Origin of the sequence: Flagellimonas olearia (assembly GCF_004150225.1) — a bacterium.
Taxonomy (GTDB): Bacteria; Bacteroidota; Bacteroidia; order Flavobacteriales; family Flavobacteriaceae; genus Flagellimonas; species Flagellimonas olearia.
Genome location: NZ_ML142907.1, coordinates 938,081 through 960,184 on the forward strand (window position 1 = coordinate 938,081; position 22,104 = coordinate 960,184).

Here is a 22,104-nt window from a genome sequence, read left to right on the forward strand (position 1 = left end):
ACTAAAATTGGAAATAAATGAATGGGGACTCATTAGATGGCATAAACATCCCTATGGCAAACAGTATCAGTGAATAAAAACCCCATCTCAGTGGCCTGTGCCACTCTTGCCCAAGTTGCGCTATTGCATACTCTCCTTCCCGGCCTTTCCACTCAAGCAACATGAAGACCAATACCAGTATCAAGGTCAATTGATATCTTTCCCCGTCCAGAAACATTGGTGCCTTGAACAGGGAGCCTGAAAAAATACCTGAAATATAGTCAAAGGCATGTCCAATATTCTCGGCCCTAAAAAATATCCAAGCAAAAACAGTCAACCCAAAAGTCTTAAGCGTCAACAGTGATTCCTTTGCTGTGGGAAAATACCTTCCTTGTGCCATTATGCCCAAGTTGTCCCTGTTTTTATTGGTCAACAGGAGCGGTAAAAAATAAATGGCGTTGATTGCCCCCCAAACAATAAAGGTCCAGTTTGCACCATGCCAAAACCCGCTGACCATAAAAATTATGAAGGAGTTCCTTACTTTCATCCAAGTACCTCCCCTACTACCTCCAAGCGGTATATAGAGGTAATCCCTAAACCATGTTGAAAGCGAGATATGCCAGCGTCTCCAAAATTCCGCAACATCCCTTGAAAAATAGGGAAAGGCAAAATTGCGTTTTAGGTGAAACCCAAATAATCTTGAAGTCCCTATCGCAATGTCCGAATACCCTGAGAAATCCCCATAAATTTGAAATGTAAAGAACAATGCTCCCAGGAGTAGGGTGCTACCATTCAAATCTACCGAATTATTGAAAATCCGGTCCGCAAGTTCCGCACAATTATCCGCTATGACCAGTTTTTTGAACAATCCCCATAAAATTTGCCGCATACCATCGACCGCCTTGGAATAATTAAAAGACCGCTTGCGATAAAATTGGGGAAGCAACTCGGTTGCCCGCTCAATTGGACCCGCCACCAGCTGTGGAAAGAAACATACAAAAGCCGAGAAGGCACTAAAGTCTTCCGTGGGCTCAAGTCTTCTTTTGTAAACATCAATAGTGTAACTTAAAGTTTGAAACGTGTAGAAACTTATTCCAACCGGCAAAATTATGGATAAGGTATTGGGTTTTATTTCCATTCCGAAGAATGAGAAAGCAGTTATAAAATTATCCAGAAAGAAATTATAGTATTTAAAAAATCCCAGAAACCCAAGGTTCACCAAGATACTTGTCCACAAGAATATTTTTCGCTTAAAAGTGTCCTGTTCATCCTTAAGTTTAATTCCTATGGTAAAATCAACAACGGTACTGAAAAGAATCAATGCCAAAAACCTCCAATCCCACCAACCATAGAAAACATAGCTGGCCAGTATGACCAATATATTTTGATCCCTAAGGTTCTTGTTCACCACAAACCAATAGAGTATAAAAACTACTGGTAAAAAAACTGCAAAATCAAGTGAATTAAAAAGCATTCCCTACCCTTTGATTGGTTTTTGATTAAACTTTGGTCTTTGGCATCCGTAGCATTCCCCAAAGCATAAAAAGTTCAACAGTTTTATGGAAAAATAGGAGTCATGGGATATTGGATTGCAAATCCCAGACCAGCACATTACTTAGCTCTCCTTATAATTAATTTGTAAACTCCAGTTACGAAATGAAACCAACCATTACTTGGAAGAAGGTTTTTTTTCATACTCATGGATTTTAATAACTGGAGGGGTATTGTACTTTTTGGCCTCAGCCTCAACATACCCTACGAACGATTTTTCATCATTGTTGACCGTACCAAAGCTCCATCCTCCAAAAATCCTGAACTCATAAGAAAGATCTTGGGTTACCGGCAAAGCGAAAAGGTGGTTTCCGCCATACTTTTCAACAGGAACGTATTTTGGCAAGTATTCATCCTTGACCACAAGCCCTATACCCTGCCAAGGCACCACCAACACTTCTTCTCCCAAGTCTTCATCCGGAATACGGGCCTCTATATTTTTTCCCATCGAGATTGCGATTCCCTTTTTATTGATGGATCTGTACTCCTCCATTATTTGGCGGATACCCGCACCAAACATAACATCATTGCTCGGAGGCAGGAATTCTGTATACTTAATCTCAACGGTACTCCATGATTTATGGGCCACCGCGGTATAGAATTGCTCCATTTCATAAAAACCCTGTCCAGAATTCCAATTGGTCGTTGTTACCTTTATCTGGCTTCTTAGCGGCCCATTGAACACCACATCAAAAGCGTATCGTGTATCAATTATGGGTCCTTTATCCTTTGCGGGGGAATAATTGGGACGGGAAACGGTTTCCATATCTTCCATATCCTCGAATAGTCCCATACTGCCCGACCCAAAAGTACTTGCCACCGTCATTATATCCGTACCAAGTTCCCATGGCATATAGTATCCGGATTTATTGTTCGCATATTCATAGTAAGCGGTAAGCATTGGCTCCCGTTTTCCATGTAGGTCTACCCCATGGGGGTACCAAAGTTTCCAACCCATGTATTCCGATTCCCAAAGAGGAACCGTATGACGTCCATAATTACCGATAGCGGCATGAACAAGGTGTTTTGTCATTCCTCTTTCATAGGCACCGATGTACACATAAAATTCCCTTGTTTCCTTAGGCGCCAATTCTGTCATGAAAAATATTTCGTCCCAAACACCATCTTTATCCAAATCATCGACTTGAACATCCAAATAATGACCATTTGTCTCTTTTCTTCGGACGTATCCTCCATCTTTCATCAACTCTTCGTGCGTGGGCTCTTTACTGGATTCCAAATTGGGATCTACAATATTGATCCATCGTTCCGGTATGTTCTGTATAGGCAGTTCTTGACGACGTATAACAATTGGACTGTTTTCCAAGGGAATATCCAGCGGATTGGTAATCGTAAAGCGAACTCTTTGAGCAGGCTGATAATCGTCCCCTTCCGTATACCAGCCATAGGAAGATTGGGCATGTACCTGTATCCATGTGCCCATTATGGCCACAATAAAAATTACTTGATGGCGTACCATCATGGATGGGTTGAAAAGCATTGCTTTTTTAAGCCTAGAGCCTAACCATTTTTCAAACTGTTCCAAAATTTTTGAGCATTTATGATTCATATTCTCAATTCTTATCTATGTCTCTTTTTTGTAATACAATCATCTTCTTTTCATTCATGACCATTGGTCCATTCAATCTTTCCCAAGAGTTTTATCCCCATCATAAATTAGGGGTTATAAACCACCTTTAAGTGACTTATTGGCCCTAAAACGTTTCTACTGTTTTTACTTCGGACCTTAATATTGTTCAATCCACTTTTGAGAACCCAATCACGAGCCAATGTACTTTGAGATGACCAATCACTTCCATTTAAGCTTATCAGGAAAGTATCAAAGCCGCCCGGAGTAAACGTATCTGCCTCTATTTTAACGGTACCAGGGGTCTTGGTCTCTACAAGGGATACTTTTGTCTGGTTCAAGGGCTGGTAAAAATCAATAGGTCTATTGGTATATCTTTGGTACTCATCCCGCTTTGGAAACTTGGTATCATACCAATTTAGAAAACCGTCCCATCCCCAACAGGTAGCTCCCGTATGCACGGGCACTGGTGTGGGATTTGACAAAAAATCGTTTCTGGGTATGATTCGAAAATGTCCCATTGTTTTTAAAAGATATTCCCCTCCCCCATCCGCTATTGGAAACGGATTGTTTCCCTGGCGCATACCAATATCTATCTTTGAGACCACCTTTTTCCCTAATAGGGGCACATAAGGGCTTTCCCAGGTTTCCACAAAAGGTACCTGTTCAATAAGTTTGTTGTGGATTTCCAGTCCATTAAGGGGCACACCGGTTTCCGAATCAAAATAATAATAGTCCCTTGTTGCATCCATATATACCCACTTATTGAACTCGTTGGACCATACTTCGATGACTTCATGCCCGCTCATGCCTTCGCTGTGAATGTTTATGTGACGTGCCTGATACCCTAAGGAAAGTAATGCCCCAATCAATGCTTGATTTGGATACAGACACATCCCTACCATGCGCCTTCCTTCAAAATAGGGGCCATTTAGCTTTGGCATCTCAAATGAACTTTCCGTTTCAAACTTGGGCAAATCGGATATTGCTGTTTCAACGGTTACATCGTTCCAATCCCAAGAATAGGGGTCTAGGGTAATGGGTACCCTATAGGCCCAATTCAAAAGGCGCATCATGATTTCGAATTCTGAAGTCGCCCCTTCCACAATCCGGTCCAATTGGTGTACTTCCCTATACCTCTTTAATCCAGGGTGATTTAAGTTTTCATAGGAGAACGGATAGGACGGAGAAACGATTTCCCCATTATTGACAACATGCACGTTGAGCCCAGTACCTTGGTTGGGAGAGTGATCTTCCCACTCCGTCTTTATGGATAATCCCTTTATGCGAGGGGTCACCATAGGGTCACCCGTTTTTAATTCTACCCTCCATTGCATATATCTCATATCCTGCAATGCGTATTCCTTTCCATCTACCATGTGCTCCCAGTTGGTCCATTTACTTCCAGAGGCGGGGCCAAGTCCAAATCGAACAAATACTTTTGCTTCTGTTTTCGATGGCACTTCGAGTTTGGGCCATATGGATGTTTTTAGATTATGGCTTAACCGTTTTAACGGCGAGTCCATATCCACCAAATCAATGACAGAGGAGGTATAGGTTCCAGAGTCTTGATAACGGTCAAGGCTTAGTCTAATGGAATACTCCCCATCTATAGCATCAAATGCGCCAAGCCGGGAATCATTCCAAGTTCTTCCTCCATCCTTACTTTTTAGTGATTTATTGGGGTGTTGGGTACGGGTCAAAGAACCCCTTTTAAATTCTTGGGCATGTGCAACAAGAATCCTCCAAGATGTACTTTCACTATTGGTCCACATTAAGAGTTCATTGTCTCCTTGTTTTAGTTGGTCAACTGGCAGGTCCACATAATACCATCGATCCCAAACAAAATCTATGTACTGTCTTGCCTTGGTATAGGCCACCCGTGAAGCTTGCCGTACAATCTCTTGGCCATTGATGGAGATATACAAGGGTTCTTGGTTGCCTTCTACCTCCATTGCCTTGAATACTACCCTGGCCGAAGCCGCAGATGGGTCATCAAGGGTCAATATTTTTTTTATGACCATCCCTTTTTTCAGGTCCTCGATCCAGGCCACAGGCCCACCATCGCTCTGATACATTTTATACCCTTCGGGCACTCCTGTTGCGGGAGCGTCATCCTCAACCAGAAGTATACTGTCCAGTTTTATGGCATTCCTTTTTGCATCAAAATGCAAGTTGGCCAACTGAGCGTTCTTTTCAATATCACTCGCATCCCATTCTATTTCAGTTTTACGTAATCTTGGAGTTTCACTGGGCTTTGATTTTGACCAAAGGGAATCAAGGTCTGTAAGCAAGGAGCCTGTACCATAAAAAAAACACGAAATATCACTGTCATGTCCTTTAAAAAAATGTGCATGCACATGACCATTGGCCATGCACATACACACTACAATCAAAACAATACTAAATGATTTTATCTTTTGTATTTCTTTCATGAAAATTTAGAAATCACCAACGTCCACTTAATTATTGTGGATCGGTAGGAGTTGGATAATCTGACAATGGTTTTGCATCCCACCAAACCCGCGTATCGTTTTCATCCGGCCCACCGAGCAGTGAAACAGCTGCTTCGGTTTCTTCCAGGTTGTTGGTGTATTCGCTTGGAACAAAGGTCAACCTCCTCACAAGCTCTGTAGTGGAAACCCTTGGGTTAAGCGATTCAATTATGGCATATCCTCTAGGGTATCCTGTTCTTCTGCGTTCGGTCCAGGCCTCCCAGTCATTCATTGGATATAGGGACAACCACTTTTGCGTGATAATCTGCTCCAGTCTGGTCTCAAAACTTCCAGCTTCTTGATACAATACAGGAATATCGGATACGGGTGGGCTATCATATAGATCCGCTTCCCCTGTGTAGGTAAGTGGTTTTGCAGGTGTATTGGTGCTTACCACGTATGCATCGATCACATCACTTGTTGCATCGGTACGGGCTTCGAGAGATGCCCTGATACCGCTTTCGTATAGATCCTTGGCGGTACCTCCCATATTCCAACCTCTCAATGCTCCTTCCGCTCTTAAGAAATATACTTCAGCGGCTTCCATCAACCTATCAGGCTCATTGGTTCCGCCATCTGCAATCGGCAACCATTTGCTACCAACAAAGGAATTGTTTTGCTCCAGGTCCCTACCTCTATCAGAAGATGGCATCCCGTTTCTCATCCCTACATACCCTTCGCCCTCAAACTGTTGCAATCTTCCACAGCATGGTTGCATATAAACATCCAATCGAGGGTCATCGTACCCTACCAAAAGGCTCTGCATGGTTGAGCTTACCACAAACTCGGTATGGTAGGTAATGGAACTTAGTTTGTTAATATTGTTTACTGTGGATTCCAACAGTGCGCTATCAGCGTTCTCCGTAATGACCCCTCCCGGAGCGCTTATGGCCTTTTCCGCTTCTTGCTGTGCCAATGAGGGGTCTGCATAAGCAATTCTGATGGCGAGTCGCAAACGAAGTGAGTTGGCCCATTTCAGGTACTGGTCCACATTTCCACCATATACCAAATCGTTGGTCCCAAAGGCCTCTTCGCCTGAGTTGTTCTGAAAAACAGTCACAACCTCATCCAAAGTCTGGAAAAAGCTTCTGTAAATGTCTTCTTGCGAATCATAGGCAACGCTTGTTTCCCCGTTTCCAAATTGCGAATAAATGATCGGGCCCCAATAGTCGGTAATTCTGTGGAACAACTGTACTTTCCATACTTTGGCAATGGCATTCTCCACAGTAAGATTGTTCTCTTCCGTAAAGTCCTCAACCAATTTAAGCTGAGTCCCTGCCGCACCCCATCTCGTATTGGTATAAATCCCTGTAAAAGTGGGGTCGGACCATGATCCCACCTCAGTAAAGTTTGCTGAAGGGAAATTTGGGTGAATAATTGTAAAGAACTGTGACCATTCCCCTGCATATAGGTTGTGTGATACTTGATACCATGTCATCATTCCTGAATATTGCGCTTGGGCAAGGGCGGAACCTACAGTTTTCACATCCAGTTGATCAATGGTTATTTGATCCTTCGGAGTATTGATTTCATCAAAATTCTTGGTACAAGAGCTTCCAACTAGAATTGTAACTGTTAAAACGAACAATCTAGCTCTTTTTAATCGGTAATATATTTTATGTGAAGTCATCATTATTCTTTTTAGCATGTTTGTTTAAAAATCTATAGTAAGGTTAAAACCAAAACTTCTTTGGGTTGGTGGCACGAACGATTGAAAACCTGCTGCTGTGGAATTCGTTGCAGTAAGGACTTCAGGGTCCCAATTCCCCTTTTTTGTAATGAAAAACAGGTTTCGTCCCACTAGGGAGACCTTCATATTGCTAAAAGGTAATTTTTCCATCAATTTTGAAGGTAATGAGTAGCCCAAGGTAGCTTCCCTTAACCTAGCGTTGGTGGCGTCTTCCACAAAAGCTTCCCCGACCGGGGTGTTCCTTCCTCCTACGCTTCTCCAAAAATCTTGTGAGCTAATTGAAATGTTATTGGTAGTTCCATCTTCCAAAACAGCTGTTTCGCCGGCAAAAAGGTTCTGGCCAAAAACAAGGCCTCCATCCCTTCCTTCTAGGGTTTCTTTGGAAACACCTTCCCCATTTAGTACCGCATCGGTCATGGAAACATAACTACCACCTTGTCTGTGTTCTATAAGAAAACTTGCACTAAAGTTTTTATAGGTAAACGTATTGGCGATACTTCCTGTCCAATCCGGGTTGAAGTTCGCTACCTTAACCGTTCTACCTGAAGTGATCAATGGCACACCATTGCTTCCAACAATCACCCTTCCTTGGTCATCTCTTTCCCAACCTCTTGAATATATATTTCCAAATTCTTCTCCTTGTTCAACCACAAACTCCCGAACATAAGAATCAGACCCAACAACCACTCGTGGTCGTTGATCGGAGATACTGTTCACCCAGTTACGGTTGGTGGCAAAATTTGTGACTATATCCCAATTAAAATCATTGGTTCTTACCGGTACCAAGGTCAACATAGCTTCATAACCTTTGTTTTCAACATCACCTCCATTGGTGAAAAAGGAAGAAGCACCGGACCCTGTTGGCAATGCAACAGAAAACAATTGATCAAAGGTATTGGTCTTGTAGTAGGTAAGATCCAGTCCCAGACGATCGTTAAAGAAACGTAGGTCAAGCCCCAGTTCCACTGACTCTGTTGTTTCCGGTTTTAGGTCTACATTGGGCAGTGTACCGCTCAACTGTATAAAACCATTATTTCCACCCGAAGAAATATTTGCCGTCCTACTTAACATGTATGGTGGTGCACTGTTACCTACCTTGGCCCATGATGCCCTCACCTTTGCAAACGACAGGGTTCCTTTTAAGGATGGTATCAAGTCGGAAAGAACGGCGGAAACACCCACTGAAGGATAAAAATAAGATCTATTGTGGGAAGGTAGCGTTGAGCTCCAATCGTTACGACCGGTAACGCTTAGATAAAGGGCTCTTTTCCACCCAAAATTTCCTGAAAAGAACAAAGACTGTGTCTCCGTTTCATTACTTGGGTTGAAAGAGGCATTAGGGAACAATGTATTGGACAGGGCAAAGAAGTTGGATATCAGCAAGCTTTGTGTAGTGTTTGCTGAGAGTGCTCCAAGACCAGCAGTTTTTCTAAGAATACCCCCCGCCTGTACATCCAAGGAAATTGTTTCCGAAAGATCTTTATTATAAGACAATATAAGATCTGAATTCCAAAGACTTGAATTGCTCTTACTTACACCATAGTATCCAAAATTATAGGCCGAACCATAAGTGTCTTCACTTACTTTGGTTTCGTTGGAACTATTTCTTTCATCATACGCGGTACGAGCAATCAGGTTTAGGTCGTCGGTAATATCAAAATTTACGGCAAGTAACAAGTTCAAACGATTGGAGTCTACAAAGTTCAACACTTCGTTCATTATCCAATATGGGTTCTTACCTGAGGTAGATCCAGGGTTGAAATAATTCTGTTTTTTGGACCCATCAGCTGTTTCATAAAAGTAGTTCCTGAAATCCGCATCCCTAATATTACGAGGCATTCTATAGATATTCCGGTATGGATTGGTATGTTGGCTGTCCCCTGTGGTATTGGTATTGTCGTTGCCCTGCTTCATATAGCTTACCTTGGCATCCAGGGAGATTTTATCCGTTAACTTATTGTTGAGTCTTAACGTTAAATTGTGCCTTCCCAATCTGGTGTTGGGCATTAAGCCTTCCGCATCTGTCCTGGTATAAGAGAAAGCTGTTTGGGTTTTCTCACTTCCCCCGCTTATGTTTATTCCAGATGATACATTGAACGCTGTTTCAAAAATTCCTTTAAAGTTGTCTGGTTGGGGTAAAAATGCATATTGTTGTCCGGCAGTGGCTGGGTCTGGAGACCAAAAATCCACAAGCTGTCCTTCCATTCTTGGACCCCAAGACTCTTCGGATGTTGAATTATATACTCCTGACACCCCTTGTCCATATTCATTTTGAGTTTCAAAAAGAAAAATAGGATTCCCCATCATAACCGTACTGTTCACCCTTACGTTCATTTTTCCTGCCTCTCCTCTTCTGGTCTCAATGATAATAACACCATTTTGCGCTTGGCTTCCGTATAGTGCTGCTGCATTAGGACCTTTAAGCACATTTATGGAAACAATATTATCAGGACTCATGCTGCTGATTCCCCCATTGATCGGAACACCATCAACAACATACAGAGGCTGACTGTCACCAGAAATGGATCTATTTCCCCTAAGTATCACACGGGATTCTGCCCCAAGACCTGTTCCTGATTCATTGATACGCACACCGGCCACTTTTCCTTGCAAAGAGTTGACCACATTAATTTCACGTGCCTCTGCCAATCCATCAATATCCACCGACTGCGTGCTATAACTTACAGACCTTTTCAATTTCTTAACCCCAAACGCTGTAACGGTCACCTCGTTAAGGTTTGTAAGAGCTTCTTCCATGGAAACGTTGACCACATCGCTAGATCCCACCGGAACCTCTTTGGTCAAGTATCCCAAATAAGAGAAAACCAAAACCCCCTGATTGGGAACCGAGATAGCGTAATTACCATCAAAATCACTGATAACCCCAACAGAAGACCCTTTTAAAAGAATGTTCACCCCCGGGATTGGCACACCGTCCATATCGGTTACCGTACCGGATACCATCTTATCCTGAACAGTTCGTAACTTGACCAAAATATGGTTTCCCATTTGCTCGTATTCAAGGCGGGTATCGATAAGAATATCATCCAAGTAAGCCTTTACGGTTTTCTTGCCGGAAGGAATGTCCAGATGGTTTATTTTGGAAACATCATTTTTATTGTACATAAAATAAAACGGTGTTTTTTTCTCAATCTCCTTAAACACCTTAATCAATGAGGCATCCGAGATTTCCAATGATATTACCGTCTTATCTATCGATTGATTCTCCATAAATGCAGAGGCAAATAGATTACTGCTTGCAAAAAAGGCCGCCATAAAATACATTAAAACACCTTTGCTGACTGCAAGCGAGGTTGAACCACGTTGTGGACATCCACTACAACTTCTGGATTTTTTTCGAAGGAAATTTTCGAAAGGTCTGATAAAATTCATAATCGGTTTTTTAGAGTTAGTTAATTAAATCACCTTCTTTTTGAAAAGGCTTAGTTTGAAGGTTTAAATCTTGAACAAAAGGGTTTTCCCCTTATTCTTCCGTAATGAAAACAGTATGTCCCATAAATTTTCTCATATTAAACTTTGTTAGAACCAAGCAAAAGAACACATCACAACTTGCTGATGGTTACCGTATTGCCCTCTCCATCAAAATGAAATTCAGCTTCATTGAAATGACAAAGGATCTTAAGCAATTCATCCATACTTTCTCCTTTCAGGAAAGTTGTGCTAAATCGTTTGGTTAGGAGTTCCTCATCTTTGAACTCAATTTTTACGTGAAATCGATTTTCAATAAGCGAGGCCGCTTCTTTCATGGTTATGTTATCCAGAAAAAGGTCTTGTGTCTGCCAACTTTTATCAAACTCATCGGAATGCCCCTTGATCTCAACTTCCCCTGAGTTTTTATCGTAAACAAGTCCTTCGTTTCGTTTTAGAACACCGAAAGATCTTTCCTGATCGGAGACATCCACCAATCCAGTGCTTACATCCACAGATATATCTTTTTCCAATGGCCAAGCCTTGATCCTAAAAGATGTTCCCAGGACCGTGGTCTTTATCTTGCCCGTATGGACTATAAATGGCTTTTGCGGATTCCGCTCAACTTTAAAAAAGGCCTCTCCATTTAGATAAACCTCTCGCTTATCGCTATCCTCAAACGATCCATAATCTATCTCGCTCCCTACGCTCAAGAGCACAGAACTACCATCGGGCAAGGCAACCAATCGCTGTTCCGATGCGAAAATCTCCTTTTGCCCGGGCAAGTCCATGAAAAAATAAAGTGTCAGAGAGGAACCGATCATCAAGACAATGACGGCAGCGGCAATCTTCAAGCTCCATCTCCGTTTGGCCAAAGTTTTACCTTTTTCAACCGTGGATATTTTTTCCCAGATGGCCTTGTTCATTTTGTGCTTTACCCGCTCTCTTTCTTCATCAGATAATAGCTCGGAGATTTCCTTATCATCAAACAAGTCATAATATTCCATTAGAAATCCTTGTTCCTCATCCGTAATATCCCCATTGAGATATTTTTTTAGCAACTTCTTTAAATATGACTTATTGATCATTTCTGTTGAACATTTAATATTATGACCGGAAAGCACGAAAAAATCCTACTCCCGTCTGCATTTTTTTTGATTTTGATGTACTTTTTTTGATTGTAGGCACTGGGAAGACAAAAAAAATACTTGTACCGGCCTTAACCGATACAAGTATCTCTTGCTTTTCGTTCCGCTTAAATTGAATACGTCCTTTGGAATCTACCTTTGGACTTGGACAGAACGTATAAATTGCTACGTCATGTTTTGATGATTAAACACCACCAAAAATTGAAAATCCACCATCCACACAGATCATGGAGCCCGTAACAAACTGGGATGCATCACTCAGCAACCACACCAAGGCACCTCCCAATTCATCGGGTTGGCCAAATCTTTTAAACGGGGTTTGATTGATCACCAATCCTCCCCGCTCGGTATATCCACCATCTGGAGTGGTTAAAAGATTCTTGTTCTGTTCCGTAAGAAAAAATCCTGGGGCCAATGCATTCATTCTAAGTTGATCGCCATATCTGTTTGCCATTTCCACAGCAAACCATTGGGTATAACAATCAACGGCAGCTTTTCCCATATTGTAGCCCAGAACCCGGGTAATCGCCCTCTTTGAATTCATGGACGATATATTTACGATACTCCCCTTTTTTGCAGTATTGCATATGGCTTCCCCAAAAATCTGGGTGGGCTTCAACGTTCCCCAAAGGTTAAGGTCCATGACCTCTTTCATTCCTTGGAGATTCATATTAAAAACATCTTCATCTGGCATCAAGACACCCTGTGGCATTATACCTCCTGCGGCATTTACAAGGCCGTCTATCTTACCATACTTGTCCAGCACCTTTTCCTTGGCTGCAACCAACTGCGCGTCATTCATAACATCGGCAATGAGTGCTATGGCTTGCCCTCCTTGTTTTTGTATCTCCTCTACCCTTTTATCCGCAACGTCCTTGTTTCTGCCAAGAACCCCCACGGTCCCTCCGGCACCATGAATGGCTTTAATGAAGGATTTCCCCAATATACCAGTACCTCCGGTTACTATAATTACTTTATCCTTTAAAGAAAAGTTATCCATAATCAAGGTGTGTTTTCTATCCAATTTAGTTTTATTCCGTTACAATGACACCCTCACCTTGTGGCAAGCTCAATTCAATTGTCTTTTCAGAATTTTTATATGTATAGTTCTTAACTCTTTTACCATTTATTTTAACCGATGATGGCCTTTGGGACACTCCTAAGGTTACCTTGCCCTCTGAGCTGCGGTAAAATTTTATTTGCTGCCCTGAAACTTCAAAAGTCATTGGCAAATCTGACTTAAGAAGGTTGTGGCCATTTTTGGAAAAGACAGTGGCCGAGGCAACAAAGGTAACCCCATTATCCCAGACCACGGATACAGCATCGGTCTCCATTTCTTCAACGGAATAGATTTGACCAGGCTCTGTGGTAAATGCAATTTTATTTCCTTCTATGGTTCCCGAAACAAAACCGTCATGGGTTTGGACATCAACATCTGGTATGGACCCTTCATCAGTGACAGAGAGCACGTTTGCCATAACAAGTGGTTTGCCTTGGGTACGTGCGGTCACCGTAAGCATACCCTCCCTTTCCAATGGCCTAACATTCAACAAGGTCTTAAGGTAATGAGGGGTCTCTACGGCTTCTACATCCATCACATCTGGTGAAAGATGAACAATATTCAGGCTGGAACCACCTTTTGTTATGGAAGAAGCTTCTTTACCTGCTTTGATATCCTCCAGTCTCAGTGTCTGATAAAGTAATGTAACGTCATGGTCCTCCTCATTGGGAACTGCTATATCTAGCATCAATAAGGTTCTAGGTTTTAAGTACACCACATTTCTGGTGAGGGATTTTACTTTACCCCAGTATAGCCTTCCAATATCACCTGCGGAAAAAGCTGCCTTCTTACCATCCAAGAACTGATCAATAAAAGCATGGTCATCAAAACCGGGAGCAAAATTCAAAGGGTCTCCAACGCGTTGACTTTGATGGTTCCCGTCAATAAGAATAGTAGAATGCCCCACAGGTTGCGTCAACCAAGGTTGATACAAGGGGTCATCATAATAATTTGAATTTTTCAGGTGTCTTTCCTCAATGAATATATTGCCCCGATCGGCCAACCAAAAGCTTCCTTGATCTAAATGTTGATGGTTATAAAAAGCCCCGGTCCGCATTACAAACACAAAATCATCTTTCTCCCATCCGCTTTTGAAGACAGTGGTCCCTACATTTTTGAACATTTTGACCGGGCTTTCATCGAAAGGTGAATCCTCTTTTACATTTTTGGTATCATAGAACACATCCTGGATGGTTTCATTTTCTCCTGCGGATGTACCTTCCTTGATACCCGAGTCCCCATTACTTGCCTGTGTGTTGGACTCAATATACCCCCCCTTCTTCAAATAGTTGTAAAACCATCCAAGTCGAGGTTCCTTTTGCATATCAAGTAAAAATGCCCAATTAGTGGCCGGATTCATGTTGCCTCCGGAATCCCCATATTCAAACCAATGCCTATCTTTAATGATGCCACCCCAAATGTATTCATTATAGGTACCTATTAAAGGGGCACTCAAATCAATATTAAATACATTTTTAAGTGATGGTACACTGTAGCCCATATTGGAAAAGGTATAGTTGTTATAGCCAAGACCTTCACCCCACGAACCATCATTTGAGTCTGTTACCTTGGTAATGAACTCATAATATTTCATCATGGTTCCTGTAAAATAAGGCTCAAGATTTTCCACATCGGGCCCATCGCCATAAATGGCCGCCATACTCATCATGGCCCCACCACTTATCATCCCCAACCAGTTTGATGTATTGGAAGTGATATTATCATTGTACACATAGGTCCTGAACGAACCCTTTACAATATTGTCTATGATTGCCTTCCGAATCTTACTTGACTCTTCATCGGTCATGAGATCATACGTTAAATCATATGCCTCTGCCACCCTGTGGGACCAGCTTCCAGTACGGTGTTCACTGAAACGACCTCTTTTGATTTGCCATGGATGACCCCAATTGGGCCATTCCGAAAGTTTAAGCAATACATTCTTGACATACATCCCTGCCTCTTTGTCCCCATGAAACGTATATGCCATTGCATTCATACGTAACGCACCATCTGTACTATAAATGTGTGAACCCCAAGCGGACCAAGTAGGAAGCCAATCTTCATCAGGAAATTGGTCCAGATCAAAAACCAAGCTTTCCACGGGAACCTTTTCCCGTTCTTCCCTCGCATTTTTGGCAATGTCATTGTACACTTTTTTAAATTGAGGTTGCTTAAATCTTTCCTGAATCCATTTCTTCTTTTCATCATCATAGAGCAGTCTTGGGTGCACCCCATCAATCTTACTTACTTTTGGTGCTATATGAATGGTAAACTCTGTATCCGAAAGTTGTTTTGATCCTTGATAGGCTGTAAGTTTCCCAAGATAAAGGCCATCTGGAAACGAAAGTTTCATGGGAGAAAGGGTCCACAGTCCATTTTTCTTGCTCAATCTTCCTTTGTAAACCACATGTTCCCTATCAGTATAGGACACCAACTCCAATTGCACCTTTGTTGCCTGTAACGGCCATTCTCCTTTTAACTTGAACTCATCCCCATAATGATATGGTTTCTCCGGAATAAAAGGTTTATACTCGGGAAGTTTATGCATGGTAGGTTCAGAAAAACGAAATACCATGTCGCGCTCCCCCTCAAAGACAATATCATCCAAGCCAAGATAAAATGGCATCTTGGGGTCTGCTTTGGGAATTTTGGTCAAGATGGCCAAAGCATAAATTTTCACCTGTTCCTTATTCATTAATCCAGGGTTCTCCTTGATGACGTCGTTAAAATCCACGGTTACCCATTCCCATGTATTGGTTTTGGGAGCGGGTATGGTAACATCCAATTTCCCTAACTCCCCTGCCGCAAATCTTACTTTAATGAATTCCGGGGCAAGATGGGTCTTGACGTAGTATCTAAACTTGATCTTGGACCTACTCGTCAAATACATATCCAACAACTTTTGGGCCCCTGCATAATTATCCACATGGGTATATGGGGTTACCTTTTGCACAATTGAAATGTTAGGGTCCCCGGGTACCATTTCGTCAATTCTAAAGTTGGGATCGTACGCTGTATCTTGCCAAAGGGGGTAAGACGCCCATGCCCCCAAGGCACGGTCTTCAAAGTTTTCAGAATAGGTCCAAGGCTCAAGGACGGTATCGGCAAACAACCGAATAGAACTACAAAGACAGATGATAAATAAAAACTGATACTTACTCATAAAATACATTCTTGTTAAATATTAAACTACATAGAATCCTTACTTAGTTCATTCTCATCAGAAGCCCATTCTATCTTATGACCCAAAAAAAGGAAAAAGTCCCTCTCTTGTTTCCGTATTTTAACATTCTAAAAAAACAATGGGTTTATCTTTAAATAAACACGCCTCCCAGCATAACTTTGACGTATTGTTATGGATTTTTTCAAAAAAAGATCAGAACCCGGTAGGAGAATCCCTTGTTTTCCGGTCCTATAAGAAGAAGAAAGGATAATTAGACTCTTTTAATATAAAACCCAAATGAAAAAAAGAACTGAAAGCACAGGTTCGGAAGCCAACAAAATGGGCAGAAGAAAATTTTTGGGCAATAGTAGCGCCGCTTTTCTTGGAATGGGTGTGACTGGAATTTCAACCCTTAAGGCAATGGAAAACCAACCTGTTGGGATGCTCTCCGATGACCATTCTGGCCTTTTCCAAGAAAGAGGGTTCGAAGCCATGGTGAAGAAAGCCATTCAATACAAGAAAATTGACGCACACAATCACACCGGAAACTTTCCGGATATGATTGAAAGCATGGATCGTGTGGGCATACAATGGGCCGCCATATCTGATCTTCAAGGGAAGAACACCCCTGAAAATTTCAGAAAATCAAATGATGTGGTCCTAAAGGCCGTAAAACAGTACCCGGGCAGGTTCCTCGGAAAATGCCGAATTAATCCCGGCTACACAAAGGAAGCCTTGGAAGAGATAGACAGATGTGTAGACCAAGGGATGGTGATGTTAGGGGAACTATATGATGAATACAAGGCCAATGACCCCGTGTATTATCCCATTATTGAACGCTGTATTGACCATAAGGTCCCTATTCTTATACATTCCGCCAATATCTTAGGCCTTTGGAGGGAAGGGTATCCTAAAGTTGGGAGTTCCATAAACACATCCATTGCCGATCATTTTGTGGATATTGGCAAAAGATACCCTGAGGCATTGATCATTTGTGGTCATATAGGTGGTGGTGGCGATTGGGAGTATGTATGTAGGGTGCTACGAAATGCACCTACAGTATATCTGGATACCAGTGGAAGTGTCTCCGATGAAGGCATGATCGACATGGCCGTGGAACATCTTGGTGTGGACAGGCTCCTGTTTGCCACGGATGTCAACTATGAAACAGGTGTCGGCAAGATCATGAGTGCCAACCTTACCGAGAAAGAAAGAAAAAAAATCTTTTTTGAAAATTTCAACAATCTTCTAAAACCAGCAGGCAATCATGTTAATTGATATAAACTCATACATTGGTCACTGGCCATTCCGACCATTGCGAGGTAATACATTGGAAGATCTGCTCCAAAGAATGGACGAGTTTGGTGTGGACAAATCAATTGTGGCCAACATCAACGGAATCTTTTATAAAGATGCCCAAGGTGCCAATGAAGAATTGGATAAAATGGTTAAGTCAAAAACCATATTCCAGGATAGATTCATTCCTTTTGCCACCATCAACCCTGTACTTCCCTGGTGGGAAGAATCGTTGAACACCTGTCATCAAAATGGAATGAAAGGTATTCGCATATACCCCATTTACCATGAATATGATATTCTTGATCCACGGTGCATAGAGCTCGTAAAGGCGGCCAGGGACCTGAAAATGCCTGTCTCCATTCCTTTGCGAATGATAGACTTGCGACAAAGATCATGGCTGGATGTAAATTCAGTATTGGATTTGAACCATATAGCTTCCTTGGTCAAGCAAGTGCCGGACGCACAATATATGGTATTGGATATGAGGGTGGGTAGCGGCAGGGCCACCACTGCTGAATCTCTCGACATATTGAAAACCGCCGATATCCTATTCGATACGGTTCGTGCCAGCGGTGTGCCTACCACAGGGTACAACGGTGAAAGTTTAAAGGGAATGATGGACACTTATGGACCCGAAAAAATAGCTTTTGGCACGGAAACCCCATTTACAGATTACTGTACCCCTTTTATCCGTGTAGCCGTATTCAATGAAGCCAATGCCGGGGTCAAAGAAAAAATCTATTCTGGAAACGTACGCCGCATGCTGCGTTTGTAAAGACTTGATCAGGTGAGATAAAACATATAACCAATTATATAAATAAGTTTTCAAGGCAAATACCATAGAGTTTTCATTCATAAGTTGTTTTAGTTAGCTTTTAGCAAGGAAGAGGAGGGCTTAGTCATGCCCTCCTTCTCATTTTGTATAGACCTTTCTATAAAAGATTACTTTAAACCTAGAGATTTCATGAACATTCCACGCCCTATAATACGTCTTTTCCCACCCCTTAATTTGTTCTATCATTGCTATTATACCTTTGAGTTTCAATTGTATTTCAATAGGGTTTATTATGTGATTTTTATAATAATCTTTAAATTTAACCCGTTTTTTTGTGTCGATGTTTGCACATTTACACGCATCCCAAATTGATTTTAAAGCCCACAAGCTACATGTTCATCAATCTAAAAATCAATTTGCTTCATCTGAATTTAAATTTATGAAAAACCAAAACGGAGGGTTAGCGAACATACGTGTTAAGCCTGATTCATATGAATGTACCATAACAACAGATATTGCTGTTTTCGGGTATCTCGATGGAAAACTGAAAATTTTGCTCACCAAAAGATCGTTGGCAAACTATAAAAGTCATTGGCTATTGCCGGGTGGAACAATGGATGCCGATGAAACGGTTGAAGAATGTGCAAAAAAGACACTTTTTGTATTGACCGGCTTGGAGAATATACGCTGTGAATATATAAAACTTTATAGTGCCTTGAACCGGCACCCGATCAAACGGGTTGTGACCGCTTCATTCTGTGCCTTGATCCAACCGGAAAAACACCCTTTGGTCTTAACGGACAATGTGGAGAGTCTAGAATGGTTCAGCATGGACGATTTACCCACCCATATTGCATTTGACCATACCCATTTGATCAATGACGCTTATAATTTCCTAAAAGAAAATTTAGAGGATAAACTACATTTTGGTGAACTATTACCCAAACAATTCACCCTATCCGAGCTTCAAATCTTGTATGAGACCATTTTTGAAGTCAAGGTGGATAAACGGAATTTCAGGAAACGAATCATGCAAATAAACCTTATTACCAATACCCGAAAAAAAAAGCGGGGGGTTAAGGGAGGGCCATTTTTGTTCGAATACAAACTCATTCACTAAACCATCCTATCCTTTCAAAAAATAAAACCTAACTCAAGACCGGAGCTTATTAAAGGGACTTCTTTGTCACTTGAGCATCATTATTATAAGATAATGGATAATTTCCACTAAGTCGGGTTTATTAAACAATGCGTTTACTCATAGGCAAGCCTAAAAAGGGAAACTTAAATATCCGATTTTAAGATAGGTTTTCAGCCCATAAAAAAGTAGAGTAGGACATTATCTTCTTTTCGGGTCATATTGATATAGGGAACATTATAATTCAACACTGATTATCAAATAAATATACTTGTTTATCCCTTGTCATCAATTAGGTTGCTGATTGATTTCGACATGGATTTATATGAAGAAACGGACTAATCTTTAAACAAAAAATTATGAAAAAAGTATTTCTGTATTCCATTTATTGTTTTTTTACCGTGTCCTGCACTGACAAGGAACCGCTCCAATCATTTGAGGACAATACAACTAATGATTCTTTGAAAATGGTAAACTTGACCGTTGAAGAATCTTCATTTCCTTATTGCCAAGAGAATCCCAATCCCATTGGAGGAGGAGGAGGGTATGACGATATTTTGTCCGCCACAGGTGCAGACATACACATCACGTCATTTTCAGGTGCTGTGAATTTCAAAAATACCATTGAAAGTGCCCCAATTGGATCTGTTATTTACATTGATAACAACTTGACCATAGATTTAAGTAATTTTTATGGCATCACCGGATCAGAGTCCATAATTGTACCAGAAGGGGTCACCATAGCAAGTGGAAGAGGCGGTAATCAGGGAGCGGATTTAGGCGCTTTAATCTACACAACTGATTTTGACTACTATACATCAATTTCCCATTATGGGCTTCCTGTATTTATTGTTGGTGGAGACAACGTAAGGTTTACAGGTTTAAGATTTCAGGGGCCATCCCAACAAGAAGGAACAAATTCACCTTTGAGTAGCATCAAATTTAAAACCTGTATTGAAATATCAAATAATTATGACGGTCTAACCGTGGATAACTCTGAATTTTTTGGGTGGCCTTATGCGGCAATAAGAGTTGGAAAGGGATACACTGATGGGTCATTTAACAATAACATAATCAACAATTGTTTTTTTCACGATAATAAACAAAGAGGCCTTGGCTATGGCGTTATCATTGATTGGGGGTACGCTACAATAAGTTCCAATATTTTTGAGGCCAATAGACATGATATTGCAGGCTCGGGAAAAACTGATAGTGGCTATGAAGCTTCGTGCAATAAAGTATTGACAGGAGGTACAGCCCATAATTTTGATATGCACGCTGAAGGCAAAAGCGATGGAAGTGAAAATGCAGGACGCTTTATTTATATCCATCATAATGATTTTGAAGACCTAGGCGCAAATAGGTACCAAAGTGGCAATGATTACAATATTGTCATTAGGGGAAGACCTGATGTGCAATGTAGAATTGAGAACAATAGATTTGCCCATAGTGGACCAGCAGCTTCAATAAGACAGCAAAATGCCCATGGAGGATTTGGAAATATGCTGGTATGGAACAATATATATGACACGGATGACTATTTGGGGTGGTATGTAAAAGAAGATTGGTCCAAAGCAAATGCCAGTAATTTTGTAAACCTACCGTCGTCCAATGATGCCATAATGAACACGCCAAGTTCAGGTAGTAACTATGATTTCTCTTTTACCTTCGGCGATTATGATGGTGACGGTAATACCGACATATACAAACTTGAAAACGACAAGCTTTATACCATTCCATACGATGCTGCAACTTATGGTATTAGTGCAAATTGGGCTCAAATATTAAACACTGGCTATCCGATGTCATCACTCCGCTTTGGGTTTTATAATGGAGATAATATTACAGATATTATAAGGCAATCAGGAAACACTATTTATGTATCCTGGAGCGCAAATTCATCGTGGACCACCTTGCTGAATACTTCAGTGCCACTTTCAGATCTAAAATCAGGTGATATCGACGGAAATGGAATTGAGGATCTATTCTTGGCCAATGGTTCTACTTGGCGCGTCTCATATAATTCCAATAGTAGCTGGACAATAATAAACTCGTCAAGTAGCCTACCCAATGAACTTTCCTTGGGCAGGTTAAACGCAAATAACATGAACGATGTTTTTACAGCAAATGGATCAAATTTTAGAGTTTCATATGAGGCCACCTCATCTTGGACCAATTTGATCACGTCATCATATATAACACAAGATTTATTAATTGCCGATTTTGATGGGGATGACATTTCAGATGTAATTGACCCAGTATTAAGAAAAATTTCTTTAAGTGGAACAACGAGTACTTGGATGAATACCAAAACCGCTAATTTCCCAATAAATACGTTTCCCTATGGAAACTTTTGACCTTAAGGATTTACGAAACTTGTTTCTAATTGGCTGTCTGACCAACTGAATTGACGTATGATCATGTTGGACAATCAATCATTAGATTCGCTAATGGTTTTCGGTTGTTCTATTTTTTACATTATCACTGGTTTCATGGGGCAATTATTTCTTTGAACAAATAATTGCCCCATGATTTTGAGACAACCCTCTTACACAAAATTCTATATTCTCTTTCATTTGTTTGGCATTATAAGACTTCTCTACCACCTAAATATCCTGTTGCAAAAGTTAAGCAAGGAATTGATAATATCTCTTAGATTCAACAATAGGCATAACTTGGGAATGAAAAAATGGAAATTGTACAAACATTTCTCCGAATAGTTTTGGCAATATGGTGATAAAGTTTTAAAAAGTTCTACCTCACCCCGCGTCTCACTTAAAAAGAAT

The 22,104-nt window shown here is 41.1% G+C and carries 12 protein-coding genes; 4 read left to right on the forward strand and 8 right to left on the reverse strand.

Annotation, left to right across the window (positions count from 1 at the left end; translation table 11 throughout):
* Nucleotide 1: 1 nt before the first annotated feature.
* The 8 genes from DN53_RS04370 to DN53_RS04405 form a co-directional block, all read right to left on the reverse strand.
* Entirely contained in the window at nucleotides 2–1,453 is a 1,452-nt protein-coding gene (locus tag DN53_RS04370) for an MBOAT family O-acyltransferase (RefSeq protein ID WP_129653165.1), read from the reverse strand.
* 195 nt (nucleotides 1,454–1,648) lie between these two features.
* The gene (locus DN53_RS04375; protein WP_165357266.1) at nucleotides 1,649–3,031 is read right to left on the reverse strand and encodes a DUF4861 family protein; all 1,383 of its coding nucleotides are present in this window, start codon (nucleotides 3,029–3,031) and stop codon (nucleotides 1,649–1,651) included.
* Nucleotides 3,032–3,207: 176 nt separating this feature from the next.
* A complete protein-coding gene (locus DN53_RS04380) occupies nucleotides 3,208–5,553 on the reverse strand; it encodes a hypothetical protein (protein ID WP_129653167.1) in 2,346 nt (781 codons plus the stop codon).
* Between the two features lie 31 nt (nucleotides 5,554–5,584).
* The gene (locus DN53_RS04385) at nucleotides 5,585–7,201 is read right to left on the reverse strand and encodes a SusD/RagB family nutrient-binding outer membrane lipoprotein (RefSeq protein ID WP_207211076.1); all 1,617 of its coding nucleotides are present in this window, start codon (nucleotides 7,199–7,201) and stop codon (nucleotides 5,585–5,587) included.
* A 66-nt stretch (nucleotides 7,202–7,267) separates the two neighbouring features.
* The gene (locus DN53_RS04390) at nucleotides 7,268–10,579 is read right to left on the reverse strand and encodes a SusC/RagA family TonB-linked outer membrane protein (protein WP_207211077.1); all 3,312 of its coding nucleotides are present in this window, start codon (nucleotides 10,577–10,579) and stop codon (nucleotides 7,268–7,270) included.
* A 287-nt stretch (nucleotides 10,580–10,866) separates the two neighbouring features.
* Nucleotides 10,867–11,793: a FecR family protein gene (locus DN53_RS04395; protein ID WP_207211078.1), complete on the reverse strand. Its 927-nt coding sequence runs from the start codon at nucleotides 11,791–11,793 to the stop codon at nucleotides 10,867–10,869.
* Nucleotides 11,794–12,064: 271 nt separating this feature from the next.
* Nucleotides 12,065–12,880 (reverse strand): SDR family oxidoreductase, encoded by an 816-nt coding sequence (locus DN53_RS04400; RefSeq protein WP_129653170.1) that lies wholly within the window; start codon nucleotides 12,878–12,880, stop codon nucleotides 12,065–12,067.
* Nucleotides 12,881–12,911: 31 nt separating this feature from the next.
* Nucleotides 12,912–16,106, reverse strand: a complete 3,195-nt coding sequence (locus tag DN53_RS04405; protein ID WP_165357270.1) for a heparinase II/III family protein — start codon at nucleotides 16,104–16,106, stop codon at nucleotides 12,912–12,914.
* 297 nt (nucleotides 16,107–16,403) lie between these two features.
* Between DN53_RS04405 and DN53_RS04410 the strand changes: the two genes are divergently transcribed.
* From DN53_RS04410 to DN53_RS04425, 4 genes are all read left to right on the forward strand, one after another.
* Nucleotides 16,404–17,384 (forward strand): amidohydrolase family protein, encoded by a 981-nt coding sequence (locus tag DN53_RS04410; protein ID WP_129653172.1) that lies wholly within the window; start codon nucleotides 16,404–16,406, stop codon nucleotides 17,382–17,384.
* Nucleotides 17,374–18,180: an amidohydrolase family protein gene (locus DN53_RS04415; protein ID WP_129653173.1), complete on the forward strand. Its 807-nt coding sequence runs from the start codon at nucleotides 17,374–17,376 to the stop codon at nucleotides 18,178–18,180. The genes DN53_RS04410 and DN53_RS04415 overlap by 11 nt, the downstream gene beginning before the upstream one ends.
* 439 nt (nucleotides 18,181–18,619) lie before the next feature.
* Entirely contained in the window at nucleotides 18,620–19,300 is a 681-nt protein-coding gene (locus DN53_RS04420; RefSeq protein ID WP_165357272.1) for an NUDIX hydrolase, read from the forward strand.
* A 377-nt stretch (nucleotides 19,301–19,677) separates the two neighbouring features.
* Nucleotides 19,678–21,675 (forward strand): hypothetical protein, encoded by a 1,998-nt coding sequence (locus DN53_RS04425; protein ID WP_129653175.1) that lies wholly within the window; start codon nucleotides 19,678–19,680, stop codon nucleotides 21,673–21,675.
* Nucleotides 21,676–22,104 lie beyond the last annotated feature (429 nt).

Bases quoted from the DNA above. Each gene is read 5' to 3' on its own strand.
- DN53_RS04370 (WP_129653165.1), bottom strand. From the start codon at position 1,453: ATGCTTTTTAATTCACTTGATTTTGCAGTTTTTTTACCAGTAGTTTTT.
- DN53_RS04375 (WP_165357266.1), bottom strand. From the start codon at position 3,031: ATGCTTTTCAACCCATCCATGATGGTACGCCATCAAGTAATTTTTATT.
- DN53_RS04380 (WP_129653167.1), bottom strand. From the start codon at position 5,553: ATGAAAGAAATACAAAAGATAAAATCATTTAGTATTGTTTTGATTGTA.
- DN53_RS04390 (WP_207211077.1), bottom strand. From the start codon at position 10,579: ATGGCGGCCTTTTTTGCAAGCAGTAATCTATTTGCCTCTGCATTTATG.
- DN53_RS04400 (WP_129653170.1), bottom strand. From the start codon at position 12,880: ATGGATAACTTTTCTTTAAAGGATAAAGTAATTATAGTAACCGGAGGT.
- DN53_RS04405 (WP_165357270.1), bottom strand. From the start codon at position 16,106: ATGAGTAAGTATCAGTTTTTATTTATCATCTGTCTTTGTAGTTCTATT.
- DN53_RS04410 (WP_129653172.1), top strand. From the start codon at position 16,404: ATGAAAAAAAGAACTGAAAGCACAGGTTCGGAAGCCAACAAAATGGGC.
- DN53_RS04415 (WP_129653173.1), top strand. From the start codon at position 17,374: ATGTTAATTGATATAAACTCATACATTGGTCACTGGCCATTCCGACCA.
- DN53_RS04420 (WP_165357272.1), top strand. From the start codon at position 18,620: ATGAAAAACCAAAACGGAGGGTTAGCGAACATACGTGTTAAGCCTGAT.
- DN53_RS04425 (WP_129653175.1), top strand. From the start codon at position 19,678: ATGAAAAAAGTATTTCTGTATTCCATTTATTGTTTTTTTACCGTGTCC.